Raw genomic sequence first — 14,225 nt, forward strand, 5'->3', positions numbered from 1 at the left:
GGGGAAGCATAAAAAGGTCGCGCTGACGGCCGCAATGAGGAAGTTTTTGACGATTCTGAATGCCATGGTACGGGATGACCGGGAGTGGGCGCACTAAATATTTTCGCTAGCGCTTGAACCACAGTCGCTTGTTAGGCAGGGCTACTTCAGGAGGTCATTTAGAACCTCTATCTCCTGATTTGCTTCATCAGTTAAACGCGTAGTCCTACTGCATACGCTAGTTGAAAAATAGCCCTCTTCATTTGGGCCATATAAATACAGAAGATATTCCTTACCTTCCTCGAAATGAAATCCACACATACAGCAAGCCACAACGATATCCGTATAAAATTGCTTTCCGTGCTCACCCTTCCATGATTTTATTTCTGAAAAGTGCGTTTTGTGGCGATTGTATGATGTTTCCTTTTTCGATGAACCAATTTCAACCTGATACTCGTATGGTTCAAGCTTCTCAATTGACTCAACTTTCGCTAGAACTACCGCACTAGCATTTTCAAAAGCTTGCTTTACTTGATCCTCTAACTCACCGCTTCCGAATGCACAGCTACATGAATACGCTTTCACAGCCATGAGCTGGAGGAACAGCAAGAAAATTATATTTTTCATCGAGTGATCTCTGAAATTATGCCTAACGCCCAGCGCAGGCGCAGCCAGCGCGGGGCGCATTTTGTGTTAATGTTTGAGCGCCAGCGAGTAACACAAAAGGTGCGTAGCGTTGGCTGTCGCTCTGCCGCTGCTTGTTATCTTCTTCGCACGCTAATGTCGATTCCGTTGGCATAAGGATCTAGCCACATAAATTTGGAACCATTTACGTCCGGAACCGTTACTCTTACCCAAAGTTTGGCTCGGTTATATTCATCAACGCGAATTTGATCGATAATTTCAGAAAGTTTCCCAACGCATAAAAATCCATCAAACTTCAATAGGTACCAGCCTGGGCTATTCTTTTGCTCGCCGAGATGAAAGAAAGTGCTTCCTTTTATCAGTGCAATGTCATCATGATCTTCTTCAGCCAGATTTAGCCCCCCAACACCCAAGCAGCTCTTCAGAGAAGTATCATTTTTTACTTCCACTAAGTTGGGAGGTGACAACCACAGAAGTCCATCAGGCCAAACTCTATCTCCATGTTTCTCCAATGGATACATGCCGCAGTCGAAAGAAGTATCTGGCTGACTACAGACAGTGAAGACATCTTTTTCAGAATAAAGCCACTGTGCATTCGCGATTTGCGGCAAGAAAATAATCAACAACCCCAGGAATTTCATCAAATTTGCCTAACTATACAGGGTGTCTACTAAACGTGGGTAAGTCTTGAAGATAACGCCCGCAACAGGGGCGACCAACGCTGTGCACATTTTGTGCGAAAATGGGAGCACAGCGACCCGCACAAAATGTGCATAGCGTTGGGCGTCCCGCGGAGGGCCGAAGGCCCGGAGCATCCTGCTTGCGCTTGTTAGCAGTTTTATCTGGCACCACACTTTGGCAGTGTACCTAAGTCTTCACTACTCAAATGAAGAGCATTGCATCCGTTCCCCCAGCCCTTATATCCCTCGCCATTTCCTAAATACCAGCAAGAGCACTCTTCATCTATTAAGTTTCTTTCTGGCCTTAAAGGGAAGTCACAAATGACTCCATCATCCAGCACGATGAATTTCATATCTCTAGATGCATCCTTCCCCTGCGCCCCCGAAAGTTCAGACATTAAGAGAAAGAGTAAAAACGTGGAGCAACAACCTAATATAAAGCTCAACACCAATTTTTTCTTCATCGTATACTCGAACTGCTAACGCCGTGCTCAGCGGCGGCTTACTTTATGCGCATTTTGCGCGAAACTGGGAGCGAAGCGACCGCGCAAGACGTGCATAAAGTAAGACGTCGGCTGCAGCACTTTGTTAGCGCGGTGCTTGCTCATAACTGTATAGCTCGCTAGGATCTGGAAGCTCTGAGGGAGTTTCAGCTCCGTCGACTGACCATACTTCTATTCCGGCCAAATGACCATCAGCCATAAACAGAAAGCAACCCATTTGGCTATTGCTTTTCGATTTGTACAAATAATCAGCTATTACGGTCATCCCGTTTTTGACTGAAATTGGATTGCCTTCTAGAGAAAAATCAATACTCGCGCAACCGCACTTGCATGTAGAGGCAACTTCTAAATTTGGTACTTCTTTTAGAGGAGCCGGCACCGACGTAGTTAAGTTATTTGCAAGCCAAACTAAAAGATCACGCTCTTTTTCATGTAGTGGGCGGCAAACTTCTAAATTTATATGTGCCATTACCGGACTTCCGTTTTTGCATGCGCTAACGCCGCCAGCAGGGGCGGCCGTAGCGTTTTTTGCGCGAAGCGCATTGCGTAGGCCGTCCCGCGGAGGCGCGTAGCGCCGGAGCGTACTGCCTGGCCTAGTTATGAGTTCTACCACGGTGCTAGCCCTGATAACACCACCGCGTGCTCCGTTTTGTAGTAATGAGATCCATCAAAGTGGCCGTAAATATGCCCACCTTTACTCTGGATTATCTCCTTAGCTCTATTGAATATGTTTTTTCCTTCTCTTATTTCTTGAATTTCCGAATCTGTAACTGGAGCCCAGTATGACAAGACGTCATCGTATGCTTGTACAGTGACCCCGACGTGCTTGGACCCACAACCTTTACAGTTGTGAAGGGACACACCCTGGTTTTCATAAGGATTACTCAAGATGACTTCCTCTATTTCAAGAGGAAAGTCCATCGGTGAGTTTTCATTTCTTCTGCAGATTACACAACTCATGCGGTTGACTCATAACGCCGCAATCAGCCGCGGCTTACTTTGTGTGCTTTTTGCACGAAAATGGGAGCGCAGCGACCGTGCGAAAAGTGCACAAAGTAAGACGTCGGCTGCATTGCTTGGTTAAGCGCATCGGACTGCGCCGCTCTCCATAAGCCACTTAAATTTCCTGAGATTGAACGATTCCGCATATGTATGTGTGGACTTTGGTGATTCTGTTAGCTCTTTAATGAGTTCAATCTCGCTCTTTTCCCATGCGACATCGCCTGAACGCAAGTAAACTCTCAGAGAAGCGAATTTGCTGAGGCACTTGCTATATTGTTCGAAACCTATGCCAGGAACTTTTCTACCGCCATCACCGAAGCCATAAGCTTCAGCCAGAATATCAAATTGGCCTTTAGCAAGCTCACTTTCAGCGTCCGCTTTGGCAGAGTCCGAAACCTCATTTTTGAGCTGGGCGTAATTTTTGCCACCTTGCTGAATATTGACAACGCTAAATGCCAATATCAGAAATATCGTTATAGCTCCTAGTATTACTATAGATTTACTCATATCTCTCTAGACGCTTAACGCCGCCAGCAGGGGCGGCCTACTTTGTGCGCTTTGTTGCGCGAAAATGGGAGCGCAGCGACCCGCGCAACAAAGTGCACAAAGTAGGGCGTCCCGCGGAGGGCCGAAGGCCCGGAGCGTACTGCCTGGCTTGGTTATGCGTGCCGTAGGTCAAGGTTCAGCGCCCCACAAAGTGAGCAATTTTTAACGAATGAATCGTCTGAATCCAGAGCCGAATCACATGAAAAACAATGCCCGCCAATTCTTGTTGCATGATCAGCTAGTAATTTTGTAGTTACCATTGGCAGATCAATAACCTCTTTCAGGGATTTTATAAACTCAGCTCCTAACCTTTCTCCGGGATGCTCACGAAAAAGTGCCTGGATCTCTGGAAGAGCCGAATCTTTAAACTCCCAGATTTGACCACAATGTTCACAGACTATGAGCATAATTCAGTCAATTAATCTTTTCTCGCATAACGCCGCCAGCAGGGGCAGCTTACCTTGTGCGCATTTTGCGCGAAAATGGGAGCGCAGCGACTCGCGCAAAATGTGCACAAGGTAAGCTGTCCCGCGGAGGGCCGAAGGCCCGGAGCTTCACTGCCTGGCTTTGTTAAAGCCGTTGCCAGCAGTATACCTCCAAAGGTGCAAAAGGGCGTACACAACTACAACCTGAAAAATAAGCCAAGGAACGAACAAAGATGACAGATTATTCGCGATTGCTATGTATACAAAATATACAACTGGACTGACAGCAATATAACCAAGCGCAGGATCTTCTTTTGTCCTTATAAAAAGGTAAGCAACAAATGCTACCAAGTGGAAACCAGGATTTAAGAACAACGTGGCGCCTACCCAGCCCTTAACAAATGCACCATAAATTCCGCTACCGCCTTCCCCCCAAACTCGTACAAGCCGCTCCCATTGCGGAATGTAGCCGAAGAACCCTTGTAGGCTAATCGAAAGTAAAAATAGCAATATCAGCAGACTAAATATTTGTTTTGTAGTTTTCATGCTTTAACAGTTTATTCAAAAGCCATTGGCTCTATATCATTTTGGCTCTTGTTCACCGCGACCTTCGTTGACTTGGTTCTAGAAAATTTAATTAAATCAATTAGATAGGTAAATATCATCAACTTCTTATACAGTGAAAACGAGCCAGTGGCTTGTTATTTCGGATACCGGAATGGCTTCAGATCATATGGTGAACCCTTTAAAAGTCAATGAGTTACAGCCCCATTCTCCGTGTTCAGAAGCCAGTGGCTTCTGAATACGGAATAGTTGATTGGTTTTTGATCGCATGGATCCGCAATCTGGCTGACGTTTATGTAGCAATTGACGTCGATTTCATTACTGCTCCTGGTTCGTTTCTCAGTCGTTTCTTCGGTCGGTTGGCAGCCTATGTGCCAGGTGCAATTCCCTCAGCATCGATTGCTTCTTGGCCTGGTGGGCCTGCATCCGCCGCAGTATGTCGTCCAGCACCTGCACGGCGCTGACTATATGTGGTCCCTTGTTGAGCATGACGCACTCGGCCCTGTGCCCCATGGCGGCGTCGGTGATCTCGGCGCGCGACGGTATTCCCACCTTGGCAAGGGATTCCAGTACCTGGGTGGCCCAGATTACGGGGACATGGGCGGCCTCGCAGATCCACAGGATCTCTTCCTGTACTTCGGCCAGACGCTCAAAACCGCACTCTACCGCCAGGTCGCCGCGCGCGATCATCACGCCGCAGCGGGGCGCGCGCATGGCGGTCAGCAGCATGTCCGGCAGGGATTCGAAGCCACGCCTTGTCTCTATTTTCAGCACTACCGCCGGCTGCCGCCCGCCGAGTTGCTCCAGCTGCTGTTGCAGCAATTCCACATCGCGGGCGCTGTTGGCGAAGGACAGTTGCACCACATCGGCATGGCGGGCAACGAACGCGAGATCCTCCAGATCCCTGGCGGTCAGGGCAGGCAGTTGCAGCGGGCTGTCCGGCAGGTTGATGCCCTTGTCGGCGCGCAGTTTGGCTCCTCCCGGGTGGGCGTGAGTGATGTGAATGAGAGCCCGGTCAATCTCTATTTTCTCGACGACACCGCCGATCCTGCCGTCGTCGAACCAGATATTGTCGCCGGCGCGGACATCGTCGAACACTCCGGGAATGGTGCACCCGATCCTGGCCGGGGTCAGTAACTTTCCGGCACTGTCGGTCACAGCGGCGCGGCCCGGCTCCATACCGCGGGTGATTACCAGGCGATCTCCCTGCCGCAGGCATATGGCGTTCCGGTGTGGGGGCAGGTCGCCGATCCTGGCTTCCCCCGCGCGCTCCTGGTGCAGGGTGGTGCCGGGAATGACATAGGTCGTCTTGTTTGCCTCCGCCCAGCAGCCGCGGTCAGAGACAGCGGTAACCGTAAAGATCCGTCTGGAGTTGCGCGCGTCAGTGAGGGTGACTCTGTCGTCCGGTCGAAGGCGGCTCAGCCATGCCGGCGGTAGCGGCAAGCAGGCGTCTGCCGGTGATGGGGGAGGGTGCCGGCTGCCCTGATCTGCCAGCCAGACACGCGCGGGGGCGGTGACTCTTCCCAATGGGTCGCGACGGGGGCGAATCCGCACCACCGCCGGACCCGGCTCGATAGGGCCGGTGCGCAGCTTGGGACCGGCCAGGTCCATCACCACCCGGCAGGAGCGACCCAGTGCCCGCTCGGCCCGCCTGAGGTGTTCGATCATATGCCGCCAGGTGGCAGGATCGTCGTGGGCACAGTTGATACGCATACAGTCCATGCCCCGCTTGAGCAGGGCTTGCACCAGAGTGTAATCCTCCCCGGCCTCGGTGGGCATGGTGACCATAATGCGTACGTCGCGCCCGGGCGTCGCCGGGCCGAGCAGGGCTTCGGTGTGCTCGGCCAGCAGTCGTTGGCCGGTGGCGAAATCGACGCGCTGCTGTTCCGGAGCCGGCGGCCGCCAGGCTCGTCCGGCCAGGTGGTGCAGTGCCTCCAAAACGGCGTCCACTGTGGCCAGGACATGCGATTCCGCCCGGCCGAGCGAGGACAGCCCCAGGGAGGCCAGGCGGAATTGCAGCGGGCGCAGGTCGTGGCGGCGTAGGGCCAGGTAATGTAGGAGGTTGCGGGCGCTGTCGCGGTAGTTGGGGTGCGTCCGCTGCAGCAGCTGTTGCAGTGTGGCCGGGCCGGAAATCATATCTGCGCGTATCGCCGATACTTCCCGCAACAGGTCTTCGACGTCGCGGTGATTCCGGTGAATGCGGCTGTCCGAATTACTCCCGCTCAAGTGTACTCTCTCGACAGGTCACACATCTTCGCCGGTGAATTGCTCGCGTTCTCGAAGCGGCAGCTGGCGAGTGTGAGCTCTTTTCTCAAGGCGCGATAAATTTGAACGGCTCGGCGGATGTCAGTTTCCCGGAAACTTCTCCGCCCGCGTCGTCCGGCGCATTGAGCCTGAGGGTCAATACCTTCCCATTCGGGCTGAGTTCGAGCTTGTCCAGGTCTACCCACAGGACGGCCGGATTGATCACAGAGTCGAAGTAGTAGCGCTTGGATTCGTGGTCGGTGACCGAGCGCCACAGGGTTGGGGCGATATTGGGCTTGTCCGGGTCGCTCATGCCGAGCGGCGTGCTGACCCCGCGCATCTGGGAAAAAATGGAGGCGACCGCCGCGCGCCTATCCTTGAATTTCGGGCTGGTTTTCAGGGCGTAGCTGGCGCGCACATAGCGGTCGGGCGCGGAGATGGTGCCGGGCAGGAAGTTCTCGCCGCCGATCAGGTCCCAGTAGCTATTGATTGCCATCTGCTGATCGTACACGGGTGAGTTGGCCATCACCTGGTATTGCCGGCCGTGATGGATATTCAGCTTGCCGTCGATAAACTCGAGAATGGCCGAATCGCCGCTGGGGTCTGACAGGGAGAGGTGCACCAGGGCGGGGGCGCCGTTCGGCGCCTTGGCGGGGACAACGGTCAGCGGGTCCGAGCCCATGGCCGCTACGGCTTCGGCAACAGAGCCGTAGTTGTCGAGCATATACTGCAGCCAGGCGCCGACGGAGATCAGTGGTTTGCCGCGCTTCTTGGCGCCGCCATAGTCCGACTCCGCCAGGTAGAGCATATTACCGGCCAGTCCCGCCTCGTTGACGCCGTCGGACGTCAGGCTGTCGTAGACACTGATAATCACCGAGCCGTATTTCGAGGTCCAGGTAGCGGAGCCCTTGCCGACACCGCCGTTGCGTTGCATCCCGCGGGGAAAGACCCACAGGTCCATCTGCGCCTTCATATCACTCCAGTCCATATTGCGGCCGGTCATATAGTTCCCGGTGCCCGTCTCATAGAGCACCCGGGTACAGGCATCCGCCTGTAAAGCAATGGCGCTGGCCAACACGGCTATGCCGGCTGCGGCACGGCGGCTTCTCGCCCGACCCGCTGCCCGGCCCTGGTGGCGATGTTCCATTCGATGGACTCCTGTAAGTTGCTGGGGCCAGCCCCGGTGACAAGCCATTGGGGCCTGACGCCATTAAGACTAGCAGTTTGGGTTCAGGCCAAACTGGTCTGTGCGGGAGTCCGCTTCGGCGCTATCTGGATGAGGGGGAGGGGAGGCGGCGAATACGCGCAGCGCCGGGGTGGATTAGTTCAGGGAAATCTATTTGTATTCACCCAAGTCAAGACTGCACTTTTATTTTTAACTCATTAGAATGCGCGCCCTTTTAGCCTTTCAGAGTGTTCTGAACAGGTGGTCCAGTGTTGATCTCCAATGAGTTGTTTAAGGTTCTATGATCGTATTTACCCTTGTCAATGAGGCTACGGATGATGTCTGGGTTGGCACCGCGCGCGAGGGCGTGTCGCCGGAAGCCAGATTCAAGCAGTTCCAGGACGCGCTTGGACTCGGCATTGCCCATCCGTTTTATAAGGAGCTGAAGACATTTGGTCCAGACGCCTTCTCGGTGAACCTGTTTGCAGCTGCCGAAGACCCGGCTGAGCTGAAGATGCTGTTTGAGGAAGCGCTCGAGGCCCATGACGGCAAGAGTCTCGCGGGTATCAAAACCGTCCGGCCTGGCACTACCAAGGCGGCCCTGGCGCCCAAGCCAAAGTCCAGATCGGCGGCCGCTTCGGCCAGGAAGGCCTCCTTGGGGGGGGAATCGCCCGTTGCCAGCAAGCCAGTCAGGGAGAAGCTGTCGAACGGTCGCACCGGCAGTGCCGTCAAAGAGCGCAAGATCAAGGAAGCCATTGAGGCTGAAAAGGCGGCCATCGCAGCTGCCAAGGCAAAGCGGGCGGCGGAAGAGGCCGCCGAAATGAAGGCCATTCTGGCGGGCCTGGATGCCCGCGGTTCAACCCTGAGAAAGCGTTGATATTCAGCCGGCGGCCGTAACGCTTCCTGTGTCGCCGCCGTCGCCGGGAGACGCTAGCTATCCAATACAAAAAGCCCGCCGGTAAGGGTGGGGCTCTTCGAGTTGAGAATACCCGCCGCCTGGAATGCGGCGCTGCCAAGTTCGGTGGCTGCGGGCGCAGATTCTATTTCGGGAAGAGTACGCCGGAAACACTACAGAAGACCTCGCCGATGCCGGTGGTCCCGTTTCGAGATGCAGTCAGCGTCAATAGGTCGTCGATCGCCGGGGCGCCGGCGGCCGGCGATGGAATATTGACGTAGGCGTGAACCGGTGCCGAGACGACGGCGCGATCGGAAAACTGACCCTCGAAGATCGCGGTGGGCACCAGTGAGACCACAGAGTCGGGCAGAGGCTGGTCGGCACCTTCAAACAGGTGATCTGCTCGGAGGCTGATTACAAATTGGTGTGTTTCGTTTGCCTGCCGGGTTGCTGTGCAATTGACATACTTGATCAGCAGGCTTTTCCTTCCCGGAACGGTGAACAAGCGGGGAGTAAAGCCGGCGGCTTCCGTTAGAAACGGATTTCCATCCAGGAATACCCCTCTAAAGCTCAGTTGAATCGGCGTACCCTCGCTCACCGGCAGCGGCTGTTGCAGGAAAGGTGGCTTGGCCGTTACCGACCCTGTGGCGAACAGGCCTACCAGTGCCACTATGGCAATAGCGGTGGCCAAGTGTAAATATCCCGCTTTCATGATCGATACCTCCGTGTGATTTTCGATGATAAAGCACCGGAGCTAAATATGGCAGTGGAATACAGCAGGCGCAGTTGCACGGGAAGCCTGAACCGACTTTTTTTAATTCGGCAGAATAAGCCACCGCAGTGACCGTTTAGGTGCCTTCCCGAAACGGTAGCTGCATGGGCGATTCTGGCTCGATGCGCGGCTTGCGGATTAAGCTGCCGCATCTGGGAGAGGAAAGATATAAAAAAGCCCCGCGGTCGCGGGGCTCAATCGATGTCAGATCAGTCTGTCGGCTTAAACAGCGACATCCTGAATCTCAGTAGCGGCAATGCGCTTGCCCTCTTCGGCAGATTTCTGGAATTCCTCAATCTGGTCGAAGTTCATGTAGCGGTAGATTTCCGCAGACATGGAGTTGAGGTTCTGCGCATATTCCTGGTACTCGGCCGGGGTGGGCAGTTTGCCGAGGATGGCGCCCACGGAGGCCAGTTCCGCAGAGGTCAGGTAGACATTGGCACCGTCGCCCAGGCGGTTGGGGAAGTTGCGGGTGGAGGTGGACAGCACGGTGCTGTTCGGGGCCACGCGCGCCTGGTTGCCCATGCACAGGGAGCATCCGGGCATCTCGGTGCGGGCACCGGCTGCGCCGTAGATGTTGTAGTAGCCTTCTTCCATCAGCTGGTGCTCGTCCATCTTGGTGGGAGGCGCAATCCACATGCGGGTGGAGATACCGCCCTTGTGCTGGGACAGCAGCTTGCCCGCGGCGCGGAAGTGACCGATGTTGGTCATGCAGGAACCGAGGAATACCTCGTCCACCTTGTCGCCGGCTACTTCGGACAGCAGTCTGGCGTCGTCCGGGTCGTTCGGGCAGCAGACGATCGGCTCCTTCACTTCCGCCAGATCGATCTCGATCACCGCGGAGTACTCGGCGTCCTTGTCGGCTTCCATCAGTTCCGGATTTTCCAGCCAGGCTTCCATGGCGCGCGCGCGGCGCTCCAGGGTGCGCTTGGAGCCGTAACCTTCCGCGATCATCCAGCGCAGCAGGGTGATATTGGAACGCAGATATTCGGCGATGGCCTCTTCCGGCAGCTTGATGGTACAGCCGGCGGCGGAGCGCTCGGCGGAGGCGTCGGACAGCTCGAACGCCTGCTCGACGGTCAGCTTGTCCAGGCCCTCGATTTCGAGGATGCGGCCGGAGAAGATGTTCTTCTTGCCCTTCTTTTCCACGGTCAGCAGACCCTGCTGGATCGCGTAGTAGGGGATGGCGTGGACCAGGTCGCGCAGGGTGATACCGGGCTGCATCTCGCCCTTGAAGCGCACCAGTACCGACTCCGGCATATCCAGCGGCATTACGCCGGTGGCAGCGGCAAAGGCCACCAGGCCGGAGCCCGCCGGGAAGGAGATGCCCATCGGGAAGCGGGTGTGGGAGTCGCCGCCGGTACCCACAGTGTCGGGCAGCAGCATGCGGTTCAGCCAGCTGTGGATGATGCCGTCACCCGGGCGCAGGGATACGCCGCCGCGGTTCATGATGAAGTCGGGCAGTGTGTGCTGGGTGTCGATGTCCACAGGCTTCGGGTAGGCCGCGGTGTGACAGAAGGACTGCATGGTGAGGTCCGCGGAGAAGCCCAGGCAGGCCAGGTCTTTCAGTTCGTCGCGGGTCATAGGGCCAGTGGTGTCCTGGGAGCCGACGGTGGTCATCTTCGGCTCGCAGTAGGTACCGGGGCGAATACCGTCGACGCCGCAGGCCACACCGACCATCTTCTGTGCCAGGGTGTAGCCCTTGCCGGTGTCGGTCGGCTGCTCCGGCTTGCGGAAGAGGTCCGATGCTTCCAGGCCGAGGGATTCACGGGCCTTGCCGGTGAGGCCGCGGCCGATGATCAGGTTGATGCGGCCGCCGGCCTGCACTTCGTCCAGCAGTACCTGGGATTTCAGTTCGAACTCGGACAGCACCTTGCCGTCCTCGGCCAGGATCTTGCCGTCGTAGGGGCGCACCTCGATGATGTCGCCCATTTCCAGCTCGTCCACCGGCGCTTCGAATACCAGTGCGCCGGCGTCTTCCATGGTGTTGTAGAAAATCGGGGCCACCTTGCCGCCGATGCAGATGCCGCCGCCTTTCTTGTTGGGCACGCCCGGCAGGTCCTCACCGAAGTACCAGAGTACGGAGTTGGTGGCGGACTTGCGCGAGGAGCCGGTGCCGACCACGTCGCCGACGAAGGCGACCGGCAGGCCCTTGGCCTTCACTTCCTCGATCTGCTTCAGCGGGCCCTTGACGCCGTGCTCTTCCGGCGTGAGGCCGTCGCGGGTCATCTTGTACATGGCCAGCGCGTGCAGGGGGATATCCGGGCGGGACCAGGCGTCCGGGGCGGGGGACAGGTCGTCGGTGTTGGTTTCGCCGGTCACCTTGAACACGGCAACCTTGATGCTTTCCGGCACCTTGTCGCGCTTGGTGAACCACTCGGCGTCGGCCCAGGACTGGATCACCGCCTTGGCGTGGGCATTGCCGGCCTTGGCCTTCTCTTCCACGTCGTGGAAGGCGTCAAACATCAGCAGAGTGCCTTTCAGCTGTTCTGCAGCCAGTTCGCCCAGGTCCTTGTCATCGAGCAGTTCGACCAGGGTGGCGATGTTGTAGCCGCCCAGCATCCGGCCCAGCAGTTTGGTGGCATGCTCGCGATCGATCAGCGGGGACTCTGCTTCGCCCTTGACGATGGCGGACAGGAAGCCGGCCTTGACGTAGGCGGCCTCGTCCACACCCGGCGGTACGCGGTGGGTGAGCAGCTCAACCAGTTCCTGTTCCTCGCCGGCGGGGGGATTCTTCAGCAGTTCTACCAGACCGGCCACTTGTTCGGCATCTAGTGGCTTGGGCGGAATACCCTGTTCGGCGCGTTCGGCGACGTGTTTGCGATAGGCTTCAAGCACGGATATGTCCCTCTTGGTGTGTGGGGTGGCACCAACAGCGGATGGAACTCCCGATCGTTTTTGTCTAGTGCCGGGATTGGTTGCATTCGTGCCGCTGGAGGCGGGTGGCGAATTCTACAGTAAAGCCTTAATGCTGTTAAGTTTATTGAAAAATCAATAACTTACGCGAATTACCATTATTTGTTTGGTGAATTTTGGTCAATTCGTGGACTGCGAACTTCCTTTCAGAATCCAAACAAAATAGTCTACGCGGCAGATTTTTCAGGCCGGTTTCAATCGCCACAGACTGTTTGGTTAATTGATGTACAAGAAAGTCCGCACTCCCTGCATCGGTGTCTGCTCCACCGGTATCGGCGACGATGTCTGCCGCGGCTGCAAGCGCTTCGCCCACGAGGTGATCGACTGGAATGCCTACACCGAGGAGCAGCGGCGCATTATCGCCGAGCGCCGCGAGGGTTACCTGGTCAATGCGGTGCGCAGCCAGTTGGAGATAGTGGACCAGAAGCTGCTGCTGGCACAGCTGCGCCACCAGCAGATCCGTTTCAACGAGGAGCAGAATCCCTACTGCTGGGTGTTCGAATTGCTGCGCGCCGGCGCCAGCCAGATCGCCAACCCGGCGGAATACGGGCTGCAACCCACGCCCCAGGCACGCGGTGTTGCCCTGGTGGAATTGCGCCGGCGCATCGACGAGGACTTCTACGCGCTGTCGGTGGCCTACTACCAGCGCTTCGTGGCCCCGGGCCTGCAGCCGGCCTGATGGATCCACTCAACCCGGTTTGTGGTGAAAACCTTCTGCCAACTGTGGGATCAGTGATATCCCCCTGGCGTTCACAGCAAAGCATCACCGGTTGATCGAGTGTCGGTCTCCCGGGTGTCCGGCGATTTATTCCCTTAAATAGACGCGCAGGGCCGGCAGGAATGCCTCACTGGACAGCGCCAGGTCCCGCCGCTGTCGCCGCCGGCCCTGACTCGGCTGGTGATCGACTCTGGTGAAATCCGGCAGCCGGCCGCCGTAGTCCGTCACTACCAGCACCGGCGTGGCCGAGTAGCCCACCTGTCGATAGGTCTCACCATCCCGGGTGCGGAATATCTCCGCCACCTGCAGGTTGGGGCGGCTCTGCACCTGCACCTGGCGCAGATCTTCGTACTGGCTCCTGTGCAGGCCGGCCAGCAGCTGCAGTTGGTACTGGATACCCGGATCCGCTCCCTGCGGATCCAGTTGCACCAGCTTCTTCTCACACCACTGGACCGTCACCTTGCGGATCGACTTGCGCGCCTTGATCCAGGACAGCGCTATCGCGTCCGGCGGCTCGGGGCACAGCAACACCTGGCGATAGCACTGGCGCAGGTGCGCGCGCGGGTGACCGGCATCGGCGAGCAGATCGCGCAGGTTGCGATCCCGCTCGGGGGCAGGGCGCTCGCTCAGGGCGGCTTTGTAGTCGGCCACCGCTTTGGCGAAGGCCACCTTGTGCGTGTTCAGCTGTTGCGCCAGCGCGATGCTGGCGGCGGGTACCGCCAGCAGGCCGGGAATCTGCAGGGTGGCGCGGGCGTCGCCGGCGGCGTCGAGCGGGTCGCAGTAGTCCAGCTGCGCAAACAGGGCGCCGGCGAGTGCGAAGGGGTGCTCGAAATCGCACTCCAGGCGCTCGGCCGCATCGCGGGCGAAGGGCGGCTGCAGCAGGTAGTGCTGCCAGTGCCTGGGGGAATCCTGCAATCGCTCCAGGGACTGGCGCAGGGTCGCCGCGCCGGCATGCAGTCGCTCCAGCAGCGGCGGTATGGCCGCCGCCAATTTCCGGTGATTTGCCATAGAGGAGTGCTTTCTGCGCAGTAGATTGGCAAATATTAATCCACTTAATAAGCCGTTATCAATTCTGAGAGTTCAATCCACCACCTCACTGCCACGCTCTGAATGTCGATCAGTAGCGGGGGGAGCTACTGTGCGGCCGCTGACCTTCCTACCATTGCCTGGT

Annotated in this window: 12 protein-coding genes; 2 read left to right on the forward strand and 10 right to left on the reverse strand. The window is 56.9% G+C overall.

The window, feature by feature from the left end; translation table 11 throughout:
* Nucleotides 1-141 precede the first annotated feature (141 nt).
* The 7 genes from IG627_RS16350 to IG627_RS16380 all read right to left on the reverse strand — a co-directional run bounded on the left by IG627_RS16350 (nt 142) and on the right by IG627_RS16380 (nt 7,735).
* Nucleotides 142-606 (reverse strand): hypothetical protein, encoded by a 465-nt coding sequence (locus IG627_RS16350; protein ID WP_193193587.1) that lies wholly within the window; start codon nt 604-606, stop codon nt 142-144.
* Nucleotides 607-740: 134 nt separating this feature from the next.
* On the reverse strand, nt 741-1,265 hold the full coding sequence (locus tag IG627_RS16355) for a hypothetical protein (protein ID WP_193193589.1): 525 nt from the start codon (nt 1,263-1,265) through the stop codon (nt 741-743).
* A gap of 627 nt (nt 1,266-1,892) precedes the next feature.
* Nucleotides 1,893-2,276 (reverse strand): hypothetical protein, encoded by a 384-nt coding sequence (locus tag IG627_RS16360; RefSeq protein WP_193193591.1) that lies wholly within the window; start codon nt 2,274-2,276, stop codon nt 1,893-1,895.
* Nucleotides 2,277-2,887: 611 nt separating this feature from the next.
* Nucleotides 2,888-3,316 (reverse strand): hypothetical protein, encoded by a 429-nt coding sequence (locus IG627_RS16365; RefSeq protein WP_193193593.1) that lies wholly within the window; start codon nt 3,314-3,316, stop codon nt 2,888-2,890.
* A 593-nt stretch (nt 3,317-3,909) separates the two neighbouring features.
* Nucleotides 3,910-4,326, reverse strand: coding sequence for a hypothetical protein (locus tag IG627_RS16370; RefSeq protein WP_193193595.1), 417 nt, complete (start codon nt 4,324-4,326; stop codon nt 3,910-3,912).
* A 357-nt stretch (nt 4,327-4,683) separates the two neighbouring features.
* Complete coding sequence (locus IG627_RS16375) at nt 4,684-6,570, reverse strand: pyruvate kinase (RefSeq protein ID WP_193193597.1); 1,887 nt, start codon at nt 6,568-6,570, stop codon at nt 4,684-4,686.
* 85 nt (nt 6,571-6,655) lie between these two features.
* Entirely contained in the window at nt 6,656-7,735 is a 1,080-nt protein-coding gene (locus tag IG627_RS16380) for a linear amide C-N hydrolase (protein WP_193193599.1), read from the reverse strand.
* A gap of 319 nt (nt 7,736-8,054) precedes the next feature.
* On the opposite strand from IG627_RS16380, the gene IG627_RS16385 reads away from it, so the two are divergent.
* Entirely contained in the window at nt 8,055-8,630 is a 576-nt protein-coding gene (locus IG627_RS16385; protein ID WP_193193601.1) for a GIY-YIG nuclease family protein, read from the forward strand.
* 163 nt (nt 8,631-8,793) lie between these two features.
* On the opposite strand, the gene IG627_RS16390 is transcribed toward IG627_RS16385, so the two are convergent.
* Nucleotides 8,794-9,360, reverse strand: a complete 567-nt coding sequence (locus tag IG627_RS16390) for a hypothetical protein (RefSeq protein WP_226865298.1) — start codon at nt 9,358-9,360, stop codon at nt 8,794-8,796.
* Between the two features lie 282 nt (nt 9,361-9,642).
* On the reverse strand, nt 9,643-12,258 hold the full coding sequence (acnB, locus tag IG627_RS16395; RefSeq protein ID WP_193193604.1) for a bifunctional aconitate hydratase 2/2-methylisocitrate dehydratase: 2,616 nt from the start codon (nt 12,256-12,258) through the stop codon (nt 9,643-9,645).
* Between the two features lie 301 nt (nt 12,259-12,559).
* Here acnB and IG627_RS16400 point away from each other — a divergent pair, with 301 nt between their 5' ends.
* On the forward strand, nt 12,560-13,015 hold the full coding sequence (locus IG627_RS16400; protein WP_193193606.1) for a DUF1289 domain-containing protein: 456 nt from the start codon (nt 12,560-12,562) through the stop codon (nt 13,013-13,015).
* A 126-nt stretch (nt 13,016-13,141) separates the two neighbouring features.
* Here the strand turns inward: IG627_RS16400 and IG627_RS16405 are convergent, their stop codons facing one another.
* A complete protein-coding gene (locus IG627_RS16405; RefSeq protein ID WP_193193608.1) occupies nt 13,142-14,062 on the reverse strand; it encodes a hypothetical protein in 921 nt (306 codons plus the stop codon).
* Between the last annotated feature and the right edge of the window lie 163 nt (nt 14,063-14,225).

The sequence above is a fragment of the Microbulbifer taiwanensis genome, assembly GCF_014904815.1.
Classification (GTDB): domain Bacteria; phylum Pseudomonadota; class Gammaproteobacteria; order Pseudomonadales; family Cellvibrionaceae; genus Microbulbifer; species Microbulbifer taiwanensis.

What these genes read in the sequence shown, in the direction of transcription:
- IG627_RS16350 (WP_193193587.1), bottom strand. Translation starts at nt 606, where the DNA reads ATGAAAAATATAATTTTCTTGCTGTTCCTCCAGCTCATGGCTGTGAAA.
- IG627_RS16355 (WP_193193589.1), bottom strand. Translation starts at nt 1,265, where the DNA reads ATGAAATTCCTGGGGTTGTTGATTATTTTCTTGCCGCAAATCGCGAAT.
- IG627_RS16360 (WP_193193591.1), bottom strand. Translation starts at nt 2,276, where the DNA reads ATGGCACATATAAATTTAGAAGTTTGCCGCCCACTACATGAAAAAGAG.
- IG627_RS16365 (WP_193193593.1), bottom strand. Translation starts at nt 3,316, where the DNA reads ATGAGTAAATCTATAGTAATACTAGGAGCTATAACGATATTTCTGATA.
- IG627_RS16370 (WP_193193595.1), bottom strand. Translation starts at nt 4,326, where the DNA reads ATGAAAACTACAAAACAAATATTTAGTCTGCTGATATTGCTATTTTTA.
- IG627_RS16380 (WP_193193599.1), bottom strand. Translation starts at nt 7,735, where the DNA reads ATGGAACATCGCCACCAGGGCCGGGCAGCGGGTCGGGCGAGAAGCCGC.
- IG627_RS16385 (WP_193193601.1), top strand. Translation starts at nt 8,055, where the DNA reads ATGATCGTATTTACCCTTGTCAATGAGGCTACGGATGATGTCTGGGTT.
- IG627_RS16390 (WP_226865298.1), bottom strand. Translation starts at nt 9,360, where the DNA reads ATGAAAGCGGGATATTTACACTTGGCCACCGCTATTGCCATAGTGGCA.
- IG627_RS16400 (WP_193193606.1), top strand. Translation starts at nt 12,560, where the DNA reads ATGTACAAGAAAGTCCGCACTCCCTGCATCGGTGTCTGCTCCACCGGT.
- IG627_RS16405 (WP_193193608.1), bottom strand. Translation starts at nt 14,062, where the DNA reads ATGGCAAATCACCGGAAATTGGCGGCGGCCATACCGCCGCTGCTGGAG.